Raw genomic sequence first — 18,119 nt, forward strand, 5'->3', positions numbered from 1 at the left:
CGTTACGGGACGGCCATCAACGCTCCCAGCGCCGCAGCCGTAGCCGGATAGGCACTGATCAATACCGCGCCCGAAGGCCCGGGACCCGCCGGTTCCCACGTCCCGTCGCAGCCCAGCAGCTGTGCCACCGCGTCGCACGCCCCGGGGTGCGCCGCGAGCAGCGCGCACCCGCCGGCGCCATCCGTACGCGGTGCCGCGTACGGGGATTCCGGCTCCGGCCGGTCCCGCCAGGGCGGGACCCACTCGTCCAGCGCCGCCAGCCTGCCTGGGAAGATCCGCCCGGCCTCGCGGATCAGCAGCGGGGCCAGTTCGGCGCCGCCCGACCGCAGGGTGGTGATCAAGGTCGGCAACCAGGGCAGGAGCACCGGGTCAGGCAGGCGCGCGAAGGCGTTCGACACCGCTTCCACGACGAAATCGGTGAGGCCAGGGACGGGTTCCAAGGCGTGCACGAAACCGCTCAGGTACCGCGGATACGAGGGCACCACCAGGGGGTTGCCCAGCAGTTCGTCGCACTTCGCCCCGAGGTCCGCGCGGGAGAGGACACCGAGGTGCGTCTTGGCCGCCCACAGCAGTGCCGTCTTGGACGGGTCCTCCGGATGCGACTGGGCAACCGCCAGCTCCAGTTGGGTGCGGTCGCAGCCCAGCGACAGAGCCAGGCTCTCCATGCTGAACAGGAAGCCCAGCATGGCGGCCACGTGGCGGACGGTGGCGTCGTCGTCGGTGAACGCCGTCGGCAGCAGGGTGCAGTAGTGCGCGTACCCGGTGGTGGCGAAGGTCTCGATCCACGGCGGCAGCACCGGCTCGCTGGTGCGGTAGTACGCCAGCAGCGCGCGTACGCGGCGCAGCACCTCCGGGGCGCCGTCGACGTTGCGTTCGGCCGACAGGACCTCCAGGGCGCGGGTGCCCAGTTCGTCGGCGAGGCGGCGGCTGCGCAGGTACAGCGTCGCTTCCTCGACGCACCGGAGGACGGTCGCGGCGGTGGCCTGCGGGGAGTACGCCGTGCGGCGGAGGCGCTGCTCCAGGACCTGTTCGATGCTGACGCCCTCGTAGCCGAGTTCGATGAGCGCCCGTTGGTGCGTGCCCAGTGCCAGGTCCCACGACTCCTGGAGCGACCGCTCGCCGAGCCTGCGCTCGCCCATGATCGGGCGGGCGGCACCGTGCGGCAGCAGGTGGCGCAGCATCCACAGGACGTCGGAACACCGCTCCAGCTCCGGCCGGCCGGCCACGTCCAGCAGGGCCCGCTGCACGCCGCGCTGCTGGAGCTTGAGGCCCAGGGGCGCGAGCCGGTCGTGCACGTCGCGGGCCAGGGGAGGCAGCGCGTCGTAGCCGACCTGGCCGATCCGGTCGCCGCCCATCATGATGTCCACGAGGCGGCGCACGTCCCGCCGGCCGGGCACGGTGTCCTTCTCGATGCAGGTGACGGCCGCGTCCCGGAAGTCGTACGGCGTCGGCTTGGCCCGGTCGCGCATCCCGGCGAGCAGGATCGACGTTTCGAACACCGCGATGGCGTCGGCGGTGGAGGCGAGGTACCCGTTGCGCCGCGCGGCGCGCACGATGTCCACCGACCAGCCGAGCAGCTCGGCCTCGTCGAGCCGGTCCAGGGCGGGTGGCCGCTGGAGGAAGCCGGTCAGCTGGTCCGAGGCCGGGGCCGCCGGTGCGGGAGCCGGCACGGCCACGGTCTTCTTGACCCTCGTCTTCTTCGTGCCCGCCTGCCCCGCCAAGCGGTACGGCTCCACGCGTGTGCGTTTGACGTTCTTCGCCCAGAGCGTCGCGGCTATCGACACCGAGCCGGCGGCGAGGCCGAACTGCGCCTCGATCGCCGCGTGGCTGGACGGGATCAGACCGTGCTGCCAGGTGGTGGCGGTGCGCGGGCCGATCTCGAAGGTGTCGGTGCCGTGGACGCCGAACTCCGCGACGCGGCTGGCCGCGTGGAAGGCGCCGCACACGTACAGGCAGTCGGCTGGGTCGGCGCCGGTCGCTGCCAGGTGCTCGCGCATCCTGGTCCACATGTAGCGCTCGCGGTCCTCGTCCACGCGCACCCGGTGGGGGTCGCCGGGCGCGAGACGCCTGAAGAGGCTGCCGATCAGGAGCATGACCTGGCGGTAGGTGTCGTGGTCGCTGTCGCCGAGGGGCAGTTCGACGTACTGGTGCCACCATTCCGACCAGTGGCGCACCCGCCCGTGGCGCAGCAGATGTTCCTCCAGCTCGGCGAAGCGCGGCCGCAGGTCGCCGATCTCCAGGCCGACCGCCTCGCCGTGCAGCGCGGCCTCTTCCTCCGCGGGTGGCGCGCCGGGGTCCGCCGGTGGGGCGGCGGGCCTCCCGCGCGCGTCCCACTGGAAGACGTGGTCGGAGGAACGGTCCACGAGGACCAGCTCGACGCCCGGCGTGTCCAGTGCGTAGGCGATCGCCTGGTACTCGGCCGATGCCTCGGTGATCGGGGCGACCACCGACAGCGGCGACCATTCGGGCGGGAAGCCGTCGACCTCGCTCGCGAACGCCTGGACGGCGACCGGGAGCCTGCAGTTGCGCAGCTCGGTCAGCAGCGGCGCCATGTCCTCGCACAGCTCCAGGTACACGACCTTCGGCTGCTTCTCCCGCAGGCGGCGTGCCATGGCGACGGCGGAGGCGGGCGAGTGGTGGCAGACGGGAAAGATCTCCAGCGGCTCGCGCACCGCGCGGTCGACGTCGTCGACGAGGCCGAGGAGGATGCCTTCCAGGGCGCCGGGCCCGTCGGAGAAGGCCGCGGCGGCCTCCTGCAGCTGCGTGCGCAGCGCGGTGAACGTCTCCTCGCGGACGCCCTCGTACGTGCCGCTCATGACAGGGTGGCGATCGCGTCGCGGCCGCCCTCCAGGAACTCCGGCCAGGAGCCGCCCTCCTCCTTGCTGCGCGGCTCGACGACGCCGTGCAGGTACTTGTTGAGTATGGCCAGGTCCTCGGGCTCGCGCCGGGCCAGAGATCCGACGAGCGAGGAGGCCAGCGTGCGGGCGGTCAGGGCGCGCTCGCCGAAGAAGTTGCCGTGCAGGATCGCGTCCTCCAGTACGCCGATCTGCTCGGCGGTGGACAGCGCCGACTCCAGCTTCTCGTCGTCGCTGCCGGCGGCGGCCGCCGAGGCGCGCAGGTCGGCGAAGCTCTGGAGCAGTACGTCGAGCAGGGTCGGTGGGACGTCCAGTTCGATCTGGTGGCGGCGGAGCAGTTCCTCGGTGCGGAAGCGGACGATCTCCGCCTCGCTCTTCTTGTTCGTCACCACCGGGATGCGCACGAAGTTGAAGCGGCGCTTGAGGGCCGAGGAGAGGTCGTTGACGCCCCGGTCGCGGCTGTTGGCCGTGGCGATGACGGAGAAGCCGGGCTTGGCGAAGACGATGTTGTCGCTGTCCAGTTCCGGAACGGAGATGTACTTCTCGGACAGGATCGAGATCAGCGCGTCCTGCACGTCACTGGTGGAGCGGGTCAGTTCCTCGAAGCGGCCGATCGCGCCGCCCTCCATCGCGGTCATGATCGGCGAGGGGATCATCGACTCCCGCGACTGGCCCTTGGCGATGACCATGGACACGTTCCACGAGTACTTGATGTGGTCCTCGGTGGTGCCCGCCGTGCCCTGCACGACCAGGGTGGAGTTGCGGGAGATCGCGGCGGACAGCAGCTCGGCCAGCCAGCTCTTGCCGGTGCCGGGGTCGCCGATGAGCAGCAGGCCGCGGTCGGAGGCCAGCGTGACGATGGAGCGCTCGACGAAGCTGCGGTCGCCGAACCACTTCTGCGGGATCTCGCGGTCCAGGCCGTCGGAGCGCTCGGAGCCCAGGATGAACAGGCGGACCATCTTGGGGGACAGCCGCCAGGAGAAGGGCTTGGGGTGGTCGTCGACGGATTCGAGCCAGTCCAGCTCTTCGGCGTACTTGATTTCGGCGGGAGCGCGCAGCAGATCGGACATATCGGGCCTTTCAGAGAGAATGCGGGCAGGGTTCAGCACGTCGAACAGGGCATTGATCGGTCGTGACCAGTCGCAACCAGTCGCGATCGGTCGCGATCGGTCGTGAATCGCCGGCAGGTCAGGCGAGGAACGTCTTGAGCTCGCGGACGAGCTTGCGTATGTGACCGGAGAGCACCGGCGTACCGAGGTCCTTGAAGCGGTCCCGGAACCACGGGTTGACGCTGCCGCGGCCGGAGCTGGTCACCGAGCCGACGGGGATGAACTTGGCTCCCGAGCGGTGGATGGCGGCCATGCTCTCGAACAGCGGCTCGGTCTGCCATTCGTAGAAGTCGGAGATCCACACGACGACGGTGTTGCGGGGCTCGGCGATCTTCGGCTGGGCCAGTGCCATGGCGACCGTGCCGTCGGTGCCGCCCCCGAGGTTGGTGCGCAGCAGGGTCTCGATGGGGTCCTGCACCCACGGGGTGAGGTCGAGCGCCTGCGTGTCGTACGCGATCAGGTGGACGTCCACCTTCGGCAGTCCGGCGAAGATCGACGCCAGGATGGTGCAGTTCACCATGGAGTCGACCATCGATCCCGACTGGTCCACCACGACGATCAGCCGCTGGGGCGTCGTCTTGCGTGCGGTGTGCCGGTAGTAGAGGCGGTCCACGTACAACCGCTCCTCCTCCGGGCTCCAGTTGGTGAGGTTCTTCCAGATCGTGCGGTCGAGGTCGAGGTTGCGGAACACCCGCTTCGGCGGAACCGAACGGTCCAGGGCGCCCACCGTCGTCTTCTCGACCTGGGTACGCAGGACTTCGGCGACCTCGTCGACGAAACGGCGGATCAGGGCCTTGGCGTTGGCCAGGGCCACGCCCGAAAGGTTGTTCTTGTCCCGCAGCAGCTGCTCGATCAGGGACATGCTCGGGGTGAGCCGGGCGGCCAGCCGGGAGTCGGCCAGCACCTCGCGCAGATGCATCCGCTTGACCAGGTCGGCTTCGATGGCACCCAGCTCCGGACCGATCTCCGGAATCAGCCGGCCGAGATCGGGCGTCACGCCCCGGCCTCCGGTGCCGGTCGGGCTGACGCCCTGTCCGGCGGCTCCCGCCCCGGCCCCTTGCCCGGCTCCCTGCCCGGCGCGGCCGCCGCGCAGCTCACCGGGCCGGCAGCCGAACGCGCGCTCCAGCCAGCCCGCATCGGACTGCCACCGCGCCAGCTGCCCGGCGCTGACCGTGCCGGAACCGGAGGCGAAGACGTTGAGCAGCACCTTCGACGCCAGCGCCGCGCGCCGTACCTCGGCGGCCCGGTCGCGGGTGCCCTCGTCGTCGGGCTCGGGCGTCATCAGGCCGTCGAACTCGGCGGCCAGCTCCGGGTGGCGCTGCACGACCGAGTCGACGGATGCCTGCGGGTCCAGCAGCGCGGACGGCAGACCGATGTCCTTGACGACGGCGAGGCTCGCCGACTCCAGCGTGGCCTGCTCCTCCTGGTCGAAGAGGCGGGCCAGCAGCCGCCAGTAGAGAACCTGCCGGCGGTTCTCGTCAGGGTCCACGCCGGGCCCTGTCGTGCTCACGCTCATGTGCTCCGTCATTTCCGCAGCAACCTTCCGGCACGCTCCCGCAGCACGTGGACGGCGTCGGTGGCGGCCTTCTCGGCCTTGACGCCGGCCTTGTCGGCCGTGCCGCCGGCCCACTGCCCGGCGTGCACCGCGACGGCCTTCTTCCGTACGGTCGTCTCGACGGCCAGGGGCTGGACGCTGAACGCCCCCGCGTCCCAGCGGAGCAGCCCTATGCACGCGCCGGACGCCGCGACGGCCTGAGGAGTGAGCGGGCCCGCGGCCGGAATGCGGTCCGTGTCCACGGCGAGCGGCCGCCCGGCGACGGCGAAGGTGACCGCGTCGCCGTCCTTCCGCGCGGCGTAGCCCTCCATGAAGACGGGCACGGCGATACGCGCGGGGTGCCGGTCGAGCGGGGCGGTGACCGCGTCGGTGGCAGTGGGCAGCGCTACGCGGGCGACGGCGAAGGCGTCGGCCGGCTCGCCCTGCCGGGCGTGCTCGTCGCTCCAGATCAGGTCGCCCCCGGCGGTGACCGGCATACCGTCGAGGTCCATCGAACGGCCCTCGCTGACGGCTTGCAGGAGCGACATGTGCGGGCGGAGCAGCTGCCACAGACCGGCACCGACGACCGTGTCGGGTTTCGGCGCCGACACACTCGCGCGCACCAGACGCGGCACCCCGCCGTCCGCCGGTTCGAACACGGCGTGGACCTGGGCCTGCACGGCGGTCGCGTGTTCCTGAAGGTCGACGCCGAGGGGCAGGAGGCGGCCGGTGGCCTCACCACTCGCGGACGCCTCGGCCGCGCCGGGCACCGTCAGCAGCATCGCGCGGGACCAGAGGTCGGCCCAGCGGCGTGCCGGAACACGTTCCAAGGCCGTGCCCGGACAGGATGCGGCCAGTTCGGCGGCGAAGCCGTCGAGAAGCGTCGCCAGGCGGCGCAGGTCCGGGTCCTTGAGCAGCGCGGAGACAACGTGCGCCGCCCCGGAGACGAGGTCGTGGTCGATGCCCTGCCAGCCGGAACGCGCCACGTCGGACAGCCAGGAGCGGGCGGCGGCCAGCAGGTTGACCGCCTCTTGCCCGCGGGGGGACGCACCAGCCTCCTCGCCGCGCGCCCGGCCGGTCACCTCCTCGGCCCTGACCAGCAGCGCGTCGTGGACGGAGCCGAGCAGTGCGGTGCGGGCAGCGGCGAGCGCGACGAAGTGGTCCTCGCCCGCCGCTCCGGCCGCCGCCTTCCCGGCCGCCTCGGCGGCCCTGGCGGCCAGCGGCGTGCCCGCGACGGCGTGGGCGAGGTCGGCCAGCCCGGCGGGCTGGGGACGGCGCAGACCCGCGACGAGGGCCTGGTCGAAGGCGTCGACGGCGGCCAGCGCTTCGCCGAGCCCGTCGATGGCGTCGGCAAGCAGGCCGGCGGGCTCTTCCACGCTCGGGCCGGGCTCGCTCGACGGCACTCCCGGCGTCGCCGCCCTGGTCGGCGGGAACCACTGCATCTCCGGCAATGGCGCGGTGACCGGCGCCAGTTCAAGGTAGGCCAGGTGGCGCAGGAACCGGCTGAATACGGCGGGCGCGGCAGCCTTGGCGTCCCCCGGCGAGGGCCGTGTGCCGACCATGCCGTCGGTGAGGGACTGCGCGGTCGGCTCTTCGCCGGCGGTCTCGACCCTCAGGTAGCGGGCGACCCGATCGACGCCGTACTGCAGCACCGCCTCCTTGATCAGGGCGCGGATGTGGTTGCAGAACGAGCCCCGCGCGCCGCCGCAGGGCCGGTTGTTGTTGGTGCTACAGGCGTACGCGTACGTACCGGCGGCAACCGACGAAACGTAGACCCGCTCGATGTCCGAGCCGCTGGACACCACCCCCTGCAGACGCCCGTCGGCCAGCTCTACGAACGGAACCTTGGCCAGCTTGCGCGGTCGCGCGGGCGGCACCACCCGCGCCGTACTCGACCTCTCCCAGTCCGACAACGCACCATCTCCTCTGCACCAAGAAGCCAGCCGCGCCACATCGGCGAGGCACGACTGAACATACTTCCGACCACTGACAACGCCGCCCGGGAACGTCCGCTGGCCGGAAGCCGCCCGCCAGACCCGCCGGCGGCACCGCGCCGCTGTGGCAGGCGGCACCGCGTCGTGCGCCAGGGCAGCGTGTGGCGCTTCACCGGTGAAATGGCGCGCCTTTTCCGGACGTTTTCCGAGAAACGGCGTGCTGATGTTGTGATGGGTGTACTCGGTCTGAGCGCGGGGTGATGCGGGCCGAGGGAGTCGTCATGTATTGCAACCGGTGTGGTGCTCAGGTTATCCAAGGCCCGGACGGCGGTTGGTCGTGCAACTGCGGAGCGTCCGGATGACAGAACCCGAATCAAGCCCGGGTAGCGCGGGCACCGGCGACGCGGTCGGGCGGGGGCCGACGTATTTCACGACCGCCCCGTGCCCGCGGTGCCAGACGGCCAACGACGGGCTCAACGGCCGTTTCGCCTGCGACGCCTGCGGCCACGCCTACTCGTTCCACCCACCACCGTGACGATAAGCGGGGATCGGCCCAGGGCTGCGGCCGGGCCGGCCGGGCTTCCGAAACCACCCGTCGCAAATCTGCGGCACTCTGTTGAACAACCGCTGGGCGGGTAGAAGGAAAGCGTGGAGTTCGCAGTGGTGTTGTTGCTCGCCTCGGTACTTGTCGGCGGGCTGGTGGTGTTCATCGTAGAAGCCGGACTGCGCCGCGCGCGGTCCATGACCGCTCGCGACGAACAGGAAATCAACGAACTGCACCGTCGTTACGGTGAGGGACGGTGGTGACACCCGTGAGCCTGTGAGCCGGCCGCGCTGCGCGCCGGTTCGCAGGCTTCCTGTCCGCGCCGCCGCGGTGGTGCGCCTGGCAATAGGCGTCGCGCACCTGCCGATAGCCGGGGACATGGACGGTGTTCAGCAATGACGCCCAGCGGGCCGCATTGGTTTCGATCCGTCGCACGACTTCCTTGCGGGCGGACGGGCCGTCGGCCTCGGCGAGCTGCCGTGCGTGCGTCCACGCCTGTTCCCGCCACATGCGGAACAACTGGCTCGCGGTGTAGCCGGCAATGGGATTCCAGCGCGAGTCGGCCAGGGCGACCACGGGGTCGTAGTTCCGTGCGATCTCTTGGACGGCGGACGCGTAGGCCCGGTCCAGGACTTTCTGGAACCGGTCGTAGTCGGCTTTGCGCGAGGCGCCTCCGGGGCGGGCGAGCCCCAGTGAGGCCAGCACGTAGGGCATATCCCGCTGGATATGGGCGTTGGCGCCGAGCAGAACGTCCTGGCCGGCGTTCACGTCCCCCGTACGCGCCGCGTCGAAGGCCGCTTTCCACGCCTGCGGGACCGCTCCTGCCCCTTGGTCCGCGCGATAGGCGTCCAGGTACAGATTGACGAATCCGGTGTTGAGGTCCCCGGCCAGCCATTCCGGTTCGTCGAAGGAGCCCGGTTTCGCGGCGGCCGCTTCCAACGCGCGTTCCAATTGCACGTAGATGACGGGAAAAGGCGCCCGGTGATCGCAGCCCAGCGCGTCGCGCACCTCGGTCAGGGCGCGGCGGGCTTGCCGGACGCAGCCGGCCACCGGCCCCTCGCAGGCAAGGCGCCGGGCCTCGTCCCTCGGTGGTGGTGCGGCGAGGGCCGGTCCCCCGGCCCATAGCACCGCACCCGCCAACGCCACAGCGGAATACGTGAAGAAAGCATTACGCATACGGGCCACCCCTCCTCGCCGCCCCGTCTGCCGAACGACCCAACCGGCAGAAAGTCACGGCAATATCCGGAAGAGGCCGCGCGTGGCAACGCCGTACGATATCCGCGTCGTACCGGGCACCCTGCGAAAGAACCGGGCCGTGTCCGCACCGGCCCCCACCGCCGGTACGGCCTTCCTCGCCACCGACAGCCCCCGCTAGGAGCACGTCATGTCTTCTCCCGCAACCCGCCCGACCTTCCTCCTCGTTCACGGCGCCTGGCACCGCCCCACGTGCTGGAGCGCTCTGCAGGACGCCCTTGCCGCCGACGGCTGGCAGTCCCGTACGGCCGACCTGCCCAGTGCCGGCCCGCAGAGCACGCCCACCGCCGGTGTCCACGACGACGCCGAGGAAATAACCGCACACCTGCGGCAGACCGAAGGCCCCGTGATCGTCGTCGCCCACTCCTACGGCGGCATCCCGGCCACCCAGGCAGCCGACGACCGGCTCGGCGTCACCCGCATCGTCTACCTCGCGGCCTACATGCCGGAGGAGGGGCAGTCCCTCGCCACCGTCCACGGCGGCCGGAGCGTCAAGCCCGAGGACGAGGACCTCAGTGGCATCGCGCCCATCGTCTTCGACGACCCCCGTACGTCGCTGTATGGGGACCTGCCGGACGACCAGGCCGAGCACGCCCTCGGCGAACTCGTCGACCAGAGCCGGCGGTCGTTCCAGCAGCAGGTGACGCGTGCGGCGTGGCGGACCGTGCCTTCGACCTACGTGATCTGCGAAGGTGACCGGGCGCTGCCGCCCGCGCTGCAGGAGAAGATGTCCGCGCGCGCCTCACACGTCGAACGGCTCGGCACCGGCCACTCCCCCTTCCTGTCCGCCCCCGCCGAACTGGCCGCCCTCCTCGGCAGGATCGCTTCCGCACCTGCCGAGGGCTGACCCGGCCGGGCGGCCCGACCGCTCACGCGCCGGTCGGTACGCCCGCGTTGACGAGGATCTCGCGTGCCGTCAGGGCGGTGCTCTGGGCGGCGGTCAGGCCGGAGGCGGCCAAGTGCGCGTCCACGATGCGCAAACCGGCCCCGTACCCCGCGAAGTCCGGCAGCCCCACGGCCGGTTGCCCCATGCGCCGCGCGGTGGCGTCGCCCAGCACGTAGGCCGTCAAATGCTGCATCCCGGCCACGTCGACGTCGGCGGCGATCTTCTCGTACGCGCCGTCCAGCGCGGCACCGGTCAGCGCCTGCGACCACGGCCCCATGGCCTGCTCACCGCCCAACTCCCGCACGAACGCCTCGGCCAGCCCTTCGGCGACGACGTGCTCCCCGACCGTGACGGTCGTGGGGTCCCAGGTGACGTTGGCGTAGCGCACGTTGTGGTGGAGCTCGTGCGCGGCGGCATAGCCGATCTTTGCCAGGCTGGTCTCGGTGGGCCACATCGTCAGGTGGATCGCGCCGGGAATACCGCCCAGGCCGAAGTAACCGGCGCTCCGCACCGTCAGGTGGTCGTCGTCGGGGTCACCGAGCACCAGGACGACGTGCACCGTGTCGGCGTGCCGGATGCCGGGGACCGCGCCGCTGATCCGCTCCCACGCGGCGCCGAGGGTGTCCTCGATCCGGTTCCACACCGCCGCGTCCCGCATCCGGCGAAGGGCGGGCACGTACCGCGGGTCCTCGCGGTCCAGCCGGAAGCCGCTGCCCTGGCCGCGGTGCATTTCGGTCAGGTCCGTGATGCCCACAGCGGACATCACCCGCTGGACGGGGCCGAGCATGTCCCGTAGGGCGTCGGGCCGTTCCGCCAACGGTCGCTGGAGGATGTCGAGCATGGCGGACGCTGTGTCGTGAACAACTATCTTCATGGTTCGAGACCGTAGGACCTCCCGTTACGTGAGGAGCAAGTCGCATTCAGCGTGGCCGGCGCATGGGCGCCGAGCCGTTCGACGGCGCCCGTCAGGCTCCGCCGTCCCCGAAGACGCCGTCGGCGGCGAAGGCCAGCTTGGCGAAGCGTTCGCCCAAGCGGCGGTGGGTGGCGGCGTCCGGGTGGATCCCGTCGGGCAGCGGCAACTCGGCGGCGTCCGCCTCGCCGTAGAGTTCGCGGCCGTCCAGGTAGTGGATGTTCGGGTCCTCGGCCGCCCGCTGTGCGACGATCCTGGCCAGTTCGTCCCGGATGACGTTCAGGGTGAGTTTCCCGCTCGCCCGCTCGGCCGGGTCGCCCACTGCGCGGAAGCGCAGCTGCCCGTCGCTCATGCCGGAGAAGTCCGGGACGGCGGGGCCGGGCGTGTCCTCGTGGATGGGGCACAGGACGGACGAGACGACCAGCAGCGGTGTCGTGGGGTGGCCTTCCCTGACGGTGTCGAGGAAGCCGTGCACCGCGGGGGTGAAGGCGCGCAGGCGCATCAGGTCGGAGTTGACCAGGTTGATGCCCAGCTTGATGCTGACCAGGTCGGCGGGCGTGTCCCGGAGGGTGCGGGCGGTGAACGGGTCGAGCAGGGCGCCGCCGCCGAAGCCCAGGTTGATCAGTTCCACGCCGCCGAGGGAGGCGGCGAGGGCGGGCCAGGTGGTGGTGGGGCTCGCGGCGTCGGAGCCGTGGCTGATCGAGCTGCCGTGGTGCAGCCACACGCGGCGCCCCGGGTCCGCCGCGCGCTCGACGGGGGCGTCCGTGCGCAGGGAGAGCAGTTCGGTGGTCTCGTTGTGCGGCAGCCAGATTTCGACGTCCTTGCTGCCGTCGGCCAGGCCGGTGAAGCTCACGGTGCCGGGCGGGCCTGGCCGGTGCTCGGCGGTGCCCGCGGTCATGTCGATGGTCAGGGTGTTGCCGCCGGGCACACTGGCCCGGCCGGCCGGGCTGCCGTCGACGAGCAGCTCGTACACGCCGTCCGGGCGCGGCGGGGCGCCCACGTAGACCCGCTTGGTGCGCACCGCTTCCAGTTCGATCGCGGTGGCCCGGGTGCGGAAGGCCAGCCGTACGCCGGAGGGCTGCGACTCGGCCATGGCCAGCTGCCCGTCGGCGTTCTGGGAGCGGGCCCAGGCGGGCAGCCGGTGCGGCAGTACGCCGCGCCCGGTGTGCTCCACTTCGAGGGCGCCGCGGAAGAGGTCCTCGGTGACGGGGGTGGTGATCCAGTCGTGTTCGGTGTGCATTGCGTCAACCTGTCGGTGTAAGTGAGTGGGGTGTCACGCCGCGGGCCAGTTGCGGAGCAGGGCGTCCAGGGCGTCCAGGGTCCGCGACCAGCTCTCCTGGCTGTCGGGGGCGCTGTGGCTGAACCCGCCCGCCAGCTCCAGGCTGACGTAGCCGTGGAAGACGCTGCCCAGCAGCCGGACGGCGTGCGTCTGGTCCGGCTCGGTCAGGTCGTAGCCGCGCAGGATCGCCCGCGTCATCTGTGCGTGTCTGACACCGGCGCTCGCGGCGGCCGTCGCCGGGTCGAGTCGCAGCTGGGCCGCGGCGAAGCGGCCGGGGTGCTCGCGGGCGTAGTCGCGGTAGACGTTCGCGAAGGCGGCCAGGGCGTCCTTGCCGGCCCGCCCGGCGAGGGCGGCGGCGCACCGGTCGGCCATCTCCTCCAGGGCGAGCAGGGCGATCTTGGTCTTGAGGTCCTGGGAGTTCTTCACGTGCGAGTACAGACTCGCGACCTTGACGTCGAACCGCCTGGCGAGCGCCGAGACGGTCACCTGCTCGAAGCCGGTCTCGTCGGCCATCTCCGCACCCGCCCGGGTGAGACGTTCCGTGGTCAGCCCTACGCGTGCCATAACCTTCCCTCCGTTAGCCATAACCTAGTGTGCACTTGCCTAAAGGATTTAGGCAAGTGGGTATGACTTTTAGGGGACCGTATGGGGCCATATGTGGCTGTAGGGGGCCGTACGGGGCTGTAGGCGACAACAGGAGACTGTCAGGGGGCTGTCAGCGGGTGACGGTTCAGGTACGGGACAGCGCCAGGGCCGCCAGGGCCTCAGGGGCGCCGGCCTGCCCCCGGACGCCGGGGAAGGCGTTGACATCCACGATGAGCGGGGCGCCGCCACCCGTGTCGATGACGTCCACCCCGTAGACGTCCAGCGCGAAGACCTCGCCGACCCGGCGCACCAGGGCGGGCCAGCCGGGCGGCAGGTCGTCCAGGGCCAGCGACACGGTGGGGCCCCGCCCTTCGGGGGAGAGTTCGGAACGGCGCAGGGCGGCGAAGACCCGGTCGCCGATCGCCCACAGCTTGTGGTCCCAGCCGCTGTTCGGGGCGAACTCCTGGACCACGACCGGCTCCTGCGGGTGCGTGGCGGCGAGCTCCCCCAGCTGCGTGCCGTTGTCGACGCGGGCCACCAGGTCGTGTTTGCGGCTGTGCCGGCTCTTGACCACCACCGGGCCGGGGAGCCGCGGCCCGCGGGCCAATCGGGCGAGCGTGGCGAAGGTGCGGGTGGCCGCGAACGGCAGGCCCGCGTCCAGGGCGCGTTGCGCCATCACCGTACGGTCCTGGCACAGCGTGGTCGCCGCGGCCGAGTTCACCACCCGGGAGCCGCGCCGTTCCAGGTCGCGGGCGAGGGCCAGGGCCCGTGGCGTACGGGCTTTCAGCAGGTAGACGTCCGCGCCCGGGCCGGGGACGGCCGCGGTGCTTTCCGGGTCCAGCGTCTCCACGTGGTGTTCGGGAGTGAGCAGGGCGGTCGCGGCGGCCAGCAGCGGATGGCCTGGATCGCTCGTGATCAGGCCGATTCTCACGTGCCCTCTCCCGCTGCGGAGAGCTGCGCGGCAGCGCCGTGCTGCGGCAGCGGGCCGGCGGCGGCCGGCAGCGCGGCCGCCGTGAACGGCCGGTCCGCGCGGGCCAGCCCGAGCACGGCGCGCGCCACCCGGGCCACCGCGTCGGGCACCTGGCGGAAGCTGGGGAAGTCGTTCACGTCGACGACCACGGGGCCGTCGGGCCCCAGCAGTACGTCCACGCCGTACAGGTCGAGGCCGTAGACCGCACCGACCTGGTCGACGATCGCGGCCACCTCGGCCGGCAGCGGCACGCGGCGTTCCCGCACGGAGCGCTCCGGGTGCAGCGGGGAGCAGCGTTCGGTGGCGTAGAGCTCGCCGCCGACGCAGTACACCTTGACGTCGATGCCCGAATTGGGCACGTACGGCTGGGCGATGAGCAGGCCCTCACGGGCCAGTTCGGGTACCACCCTGGCAAGTCGGTCCGGCGACGCCACCAGGTGCACGGCCCGCCCCGAGCTGCCGTCGGCGGGCTTGACCACCAACGGGTACTCGGCGGCCGGTATCTCCGCCAGCAGCTCCGGCCGCGCCACGGCGTACGTCGGCGGGATCGGCAGCCCGCGGCCACGGCCGATCGCCGCGGCCAGCGCCTTGTCCCGTACGCGCCGGATGGAGCGGGCGTCGTTGACCGTCGTCATCCCGGCCGAGGCCGCCGCTTCGAGCAAGGTGAGCCCAGGGCCGCCGGACACCGTCTTGAGCACCCACGCGTCGTGGGTCCCCGCCCGCACCGCCTCGGTCATGCGCAGCAGGGAACCGCCCGGCCGCAGCACGTCCACCTGGTGTCCCCAGCTGGTCAGTTGACGGATCACCTCGTTCGGCATGCCGTCGTGCCGGTATTGTTCCTCCACCAGGAAGCAGAGCCTCATCGATCATCCTTGTAATCCGCCGGGCCTGCCCGGCGCGTTGCGAGATCACAGGATGTCATGAGCCGCCGCCGGCGCTCTCCCCGGCGCCGGGTGCCGGGCGCGGGAGCGGCCCCCTGGCGGCCGGCGCGGCACGAGCCCGCATCCGGCGGGCGGATACGGGCTCGTGCGGCGAAGCGGCCGGGTCAGTTGCCGGTCTTGGCTCCGCGGCGGCGCGCGGCGAAGACCGCCCCGGCGCCCAGCAGTACGGCGGCGCCGCCCGCGAGGGCGAGCTGCGGCACGGCGGAGGAGGCACCGGTGCTGGCGAGGCTGCCGCCGGCCGGGGTGGGCTTGGCGGAGGTGTCGTCACCCGCGCCGGGCACCGGCTTGGCGGAGTTGCCGCCCTGCGCCGACTTGCCGGGCTCCTTGCGGTCCTTGTCGTCGACCTTGCCGGGCTTGGCGTCGTCCACCTTGCCGGGCTTGCTGCCGGCGGGGAGCACCTCGAAGTCGTAACGCTTCATGGGGCCGAGCACGCACGGGTTGTACTGGTCGGAGGCGTCGCCCGCGAACAGGGCCAGGGCCTCCTTGGCCGGCACACCGGCCTCGATCGTCATGCGCATCTTCACGTCGGCACGGGAGCCGGGCTTCATGCCCTTGACGGGCTCGGTGTAGGAGTGGCCCTTGGAGTCCAGTTCCTTCCAGCCGGAGCCGTCGGACCACTGCACCTTCATGAAGTGCTGCTGGTCGTTCTTGGCCCGCAGGTTGAAGAAGACCAGCGGGTCCACGTCCAGGGTGCGGTCGGTGTTGTTGGCCACCGTGAAGGAGAAGTCGACCGTGGTTCCGGCCACGACCTTCGAGGGCAGGTTGTCGGCGAGGACGGTCAGGCCCGGGACGCGGATGCATTCCTTGGCGGCGGCGAACGCGTCGTTGGCCGTCTTCTTCGCCTTGCGGGCCTCGTCCAGGGCGCGCTGCGCCTTGCCGAGCTCCCGGAACGCCTCGACCCGGGCGTCGGTCAGCGCGTCCCAGGCCGCCTTGCTTTTGGCGTCCGCCTCCGTCACGGCCTGGGCGGCCTTGCCGGCCGCCGTCTCGGCAGCCGCCAACTCCTTCTGCGCCGCGGCCTTTGCGGCCTCGTCCACGGCCTCGGCCAGCTTGGCCTTGGCGTCCGTGACGGCCTTGTCGGCGGCCGCCTTGCCGGACTTGGCGGCCTCGGCCTCCTTGTCCGCGGCGAGCGCGGCCAACCTGAGCGGGTGGGACCCGCCCTTGTCCATGGCCTTGAGCGTCTCCTCGATCTTCTTGTCCTCGGCTTCCTTGGCCGCGACCGCGCGCTTGTACGCCTCGTCCGCGTCGTCGGCCGCCTTCTTCAGCTCCGCGAAGGTCGGCTTCAGCTGTGTCTGTGCCGAGGGGTTGGCATCGGCCAGAGCCGCGGAACCCGCGGAGAGCAGGACAGCGGGGGTGGTCACGGCGGCGACGGCAGCGGTCGCGAGAACACGACGAAGGTTCACTGAGGCCTTTTCCTGGTCAGAGAGAAAGGGGCCCCGCTCCCTGGCCGCATCGGCGGTGCACACGGGGCGGGCACCTGTGATCGTATGACCGGAATAAGGGCTCGTGGTAGTGAATTGCGTCCGCGGTGAGCGCCCTCATCTGCGACGCCGGTAGGCAATTACGGACATAGGCTCACAGTTGCTCGCCTTACGGCAGGTTTCTCTGTGATCTAGCCGACGGCGATGACCGCCGGGATGTCGGTGCTGCCTGTTACGGTCGCTGACCGTGACCGAAGCGCTGCCCGCATTCCCGTACCACCCCGACCCCGTGGCCACGGGGTCCGTCGTGCGGTCCGACTTCCCCTGTGCCTGCTGCGGCCGGGCCCGCGGCTACGTCTATCCCGGCCCCGTCTACGTCCGGAAGGAAGAGGCCGCCATCGGCACGCTGTGCCCCTGGTGCATCGCCGACGGGTCCGCCGCCGCGCGGTTCGGCGCCGAGTTCACCGGCGACAGCGACGTGCCGGACGGGGCGTGGGAGGCGATCGCCACCAGGACGCCGGGCTATCCCGCCCGGCACAGGGGCTACTGGCTGGCCCACTGCGGCGACGGCGCCGCGTTCATGGGCGCGGTGGGCACGGAGGAACTGGCGCCCTATCCGGACGCCGTCGAGACCCTGCGGCAGGAGGCCGGCGGCTGGGGCTGGTCCCCTGTGGACGTCGAGCACTACCTCAACGTCCTGCACAAGGACCGGCAGCCGACCGCCTACCTCTTCCGGTGCCGCGTCTGCGGTACCCACCTCGCGTACACCGAATACGCGTGAGCCGGCAGGCGTGTTGTGACCGGCCTGCCGGCTGCGATGGTGAAGTGCCTCAGCCCTACGACAGGTTGAGGGGGCCGCTCCAGTAGACGTCGTCGAAGTCGAAGTCACCGACGTTGGGGTTGAACTCGACCTCGGCGCTGTCGGCGGCGTCCGGCGGCAGCGAGAAGGCGTACTTGCCGACGACGGTCTTGCCGGGCTCGACGGAGCCGCTGATGAGCTTCTGCCGGCCGCTTCCGTCGATCACCAGCTCCGCCGAGGTGCCCTTGGCGTCCTTGACGGTCGGCAGTCCCGGCTCGGTCTTGATGCGCTCGGAACTGGTGTTGACCACCGTGACCGTCACCTGGATCGCCTTGTTGCCCTTCGCGTGGCCGAAGACCATGCTGTCCGGGATGAACGTCTCCGGCTTGGCGACCGTGACCTTGAGGCCCTTCTCGAACGTGTAGGTCCGGCCGAACGTGATGTGCCGGGCGTTTTCCTCGGCCGCCTCAGCGGCCTTCTCCTTCTTCTCCTTCTCCGCCTCGGCCGCCGCCGAGGACTTCACCTCTTCGACCCCCGCGCGCACGTCGTCGGCCGCCTTCTTCACCGCCACGACGGTGAAGATGCCGCCGCCGATCGCGGCCAGCAGCCCGATCCCGCCCAGGATCACGCCGGCCAGCGCCAGGCCCCTGTTGCTGACCTGGTCCTTGCGTGCGCGGCTCAGCCCGATGAAGCCGAAGACCAGCGCCAGCACGGCCGGCAGCCAGGACAGCCAGAACAGGATGATGAACATGCCGAGCAGGATGCCGACGATGCCGAGCACCAGGGCCGAGATGCCCAGGCCGTTACGGGGCTGGGGCTGCGGCGCCCAAACCGGCGCCGCCGGGTACGCCGCCGGGTCGGCGGGAGCCGCTCCGGCGGGCGGCGGGCTCCACGGGTTGCGGTCGTCCGGCGCCTGGTCCTCGGGCTTCTGGTCGCCAGGCGGAGTGGACACGGTCATGCACAGTCCTTGAAATAGTCCGAAAGAGACAAGTCGTTGACATTACCAGTCGTTTTACCTGTGCATCACGGTATTTCGGGCAGGCGGCAAGACCGTGATCACACGGAAACATCGGCCCGCCTCCACTGCGCCGGCTCCGGGCG

Annotated in this window: 15 protein-coding genes and 1 pseudogene; 3 read left to right on the forward strand and 13 right to left on the reverse strand. The window is 71.3% G+C overall.

Going from position 1 to position 18,119, the window contains the following annotated elements:
- Positions 1-2: 2 nt before the first annotated feature.
- The 5 genes and pseudogenes from ACH4OW_RS11300 to ACH4OW_RS11320 form a co-directional block, all read right to left on the reverse strand.
- A complete protein-coding gene (locus tag ACH4OW_RS11300; protein ID WP_398026841.1) occupies positions 3-2,816 on the reverse strand; it encodes a hypothetical protein in 2,814 nt (937 codons plus the stop codon).
- Entirely contained in the window at positions 2,813-3,925 is a 1,113-nt protein-coding gene (locus tag ACH4OW_RS11305) for an AAA family ATPase (RefSeq protein ID WP_360128819.1), read from the reverse strand. Before ACH4OW_RS11305 ends, ACH4OW_RS11300 begins: the two co-directional genes overlap by 4 nt.
- Before the next feature lie 118 nt (positions 3,926-4,043).
- Entirely contained in the window at positions 4,044-5,480 is a 1,437-nt protein-coding gene (locus ACH4OW_RS11310) for a VWA domain-containing protein (protein ID WP_398027216.1), read from the reverse strand.
- Between the two features lie 8 nt (positions 5,481-5,488).
- Positions 5,489-6,901: a hypothetical protein gene (locus ACH4OW_RS11315; protein WP_398027218.1), complete on the reverse strand. Its 1,413-nt coding sequence runs from the start codon at positions 6,899-6,901 to the stop codon at positions 5,489-5,491.
- 6 nt (positions 6,902-6,907) lie between these two features.
- Positions 6,908-7,378, reverse strand: a pseudogene (locus tag ACH4OW_RS11320) (hypothetical protein); the annotation flags it as partial.
- Between the two features lie 702 nt (positions 7,379-8,080).
- On the opposite strand from ACH4OW_RS11320, the gene ACH4OW_RS11325 reads away from it, so the two are divergent.
- The gene (locus tag ACH4OW_RS11325) at positions 8,081-8,239 is read left to right on the forward strand and encodes a hypothetical protein (protein ID WP_360128813.1); all 159 of its coding nucleotides are present in this window, start codon (positions 8,081-8,083) and stop codon (positions 8,237-8,239) included.
- Here ACH4OW_RS11325 and ACH4OW_RS11330 read toward each other — a convergent pair.
- Positions 8,199-9,152, reverse strand: coding sequence for a DUF5995 family protein (locus ACH4OW_RS11330; protein WP_398026843.1), 954 nt, complete (start codon positions 9,150-9,152; stop codon positions 8,199-8,201). The genes ACH4OW_RS11325 and ACH4OW_RS11330 overlap by 41 nt on opposite strands.
- Before the next feature lie 208 nt (positions 9,153-9,360).
- Here ACH4OW_RS11330 and ACH4OW_RS11335 point away from each other — a divergent pair, with 208 nt between their 5' ends.
- On the forward strand, positions 9,361-10,077 hold the full coding sequence (locus ACH4OW_RS11335; protein WP_398026845.1) for an alpha/beta hydrolase: 717 nt from the start codon (positions 9,361-9,363) through the stop codon (positions 10,075-10,077).
- Positions 10,078-10,099: 22 nt separating this feature from the next.
- Here ACH4OW_RS11335 and ACH4OW_RS11340 read toward each other — a convergent pair whose 3' ends face one another.
- The 6 genes from ACH4OW_RS11340 to ACH4OW_RS11365 all read right to left on the reverse strand — a co-directional run bounded on the left by ACH4OW_RS11340 (position 10,100) and on the right by ACH4OW_RS11365 (position 16,159).
- Positions 10,100-10,990 (reverse strand): DUF2268 domain-containing protein, encoded by an 891-nt coding sequence (locus ACH4OW_RS11340; RefSeq protein ID WP_398026847.1) that lies wholly within the window; start codon positions 10,988-10,990, stop codon positions 10,100-10,102.
- Between the two features lie 91 nt (positions 10,991-11,081).
- A complete protein-coding gene (locus ACH4OW_RS11345; RefSeq protein ID WP_398026849.1) occupies positions 11,082-12,266 on the reverse strand; it encodes a GDSL-type esterase/lipase family protein in 1,185 nt (394 codons plus the stop codon).
- 33 nt (positions 12,267-12,299) lie between these two features.
- Positions 12,300-12,869 (reverse strand): WHG domain-containing protein, encoded by a 570-nt coding sequence (locus ACH4OW_RS11350; RefSeq protein WP_360128799.1) that lies wholly within the window; start codon positions 12,867-12,869, stop codon positions 12,300-12,302.
- A gap of 166 nt (positions 12,870-13,035) precedes the next feature.
- A complete protein-coding gene (locus tag ACH4OW_RS11355) occupies positions 13,036-13,821 on the reverse strand; it encodes a RimK family alpha-L-glutamate ligase (RefSeq protein WP_398026851.1) in 786 nt (261 codons plus the stop codon).
- Positions 13,818-14,723, reverse strand: a complete 906-nt coding sequence (locus ACH4OW_RS11360) for a RimK family alpha-L-glutamate ligase (RefSeq protein ID WP_398026853.1) — start codon at positions 14,721-14,723, stop codon at positions 13,818-13,820. The genes ACH4OW_RS11355 and ACH4OW_RS11360 overlap by 4 nt, the downstream gene beginning before the upstream one ends.
- A gap of 182 nt (positions 14,724-14,905) precedes the next feature.
- Positions 14,906-16,159, reverse strand: a complete 1,254-nt coding sequence (locus ACH4OW_RS11365; RefSeq protein ID WP_398026855.1) for a hypothetical protein — start codon at positions 16,157-16,159, stop codon at positions 14,906-14,908.
- Between the two features lie 307 nt (positions 16,160-16,466).
- On the opposite strand from ACH4OW_RS11365, the gene ACH4OW_RS11370 reads away from it, so the two are divergent.
- Positions 16,467-17,000, forward strand: a complete 534-nt coding sequence (locus ACH4OW_RS11370) for a CbrC family protein (protein ID WP_398026857.1) — start codon at positions 16,467-16,469, stop codon at positions 16,998-17,000.
- A 55-nt stretch (positions 17,001-17,055) separates the two neighbouring features.
- On the opposite strand, the gene ACH4OW_RS11375 is transcribed toward ACH4OW_RS11370, so the two are convergent.
- The gene (locus tag ACH4OW_RS11375; protein ID WP_398026859.1) at positions 17,056-17,976 is read right to left on the reverse strand and encodes a DUF4190 domain-containing protein; all 921 of its coding nucleotides are present in this window, start codon (positions 17,974-17,976) and stop codon (positions 17,056-17,058) included.
- Between the last annotated feature and the right edge of the window lie 143 nt (positions 17,977-18,119).

This window comes from Streptomyces sp. NPDC017056 (assembly GCF_044332485.1).
Taxonomy (GTDB): Bacteria; Actinomycetota; Actinomycetes; order Streptomycetales; family Streptomycetaceae; genus Streptomyces.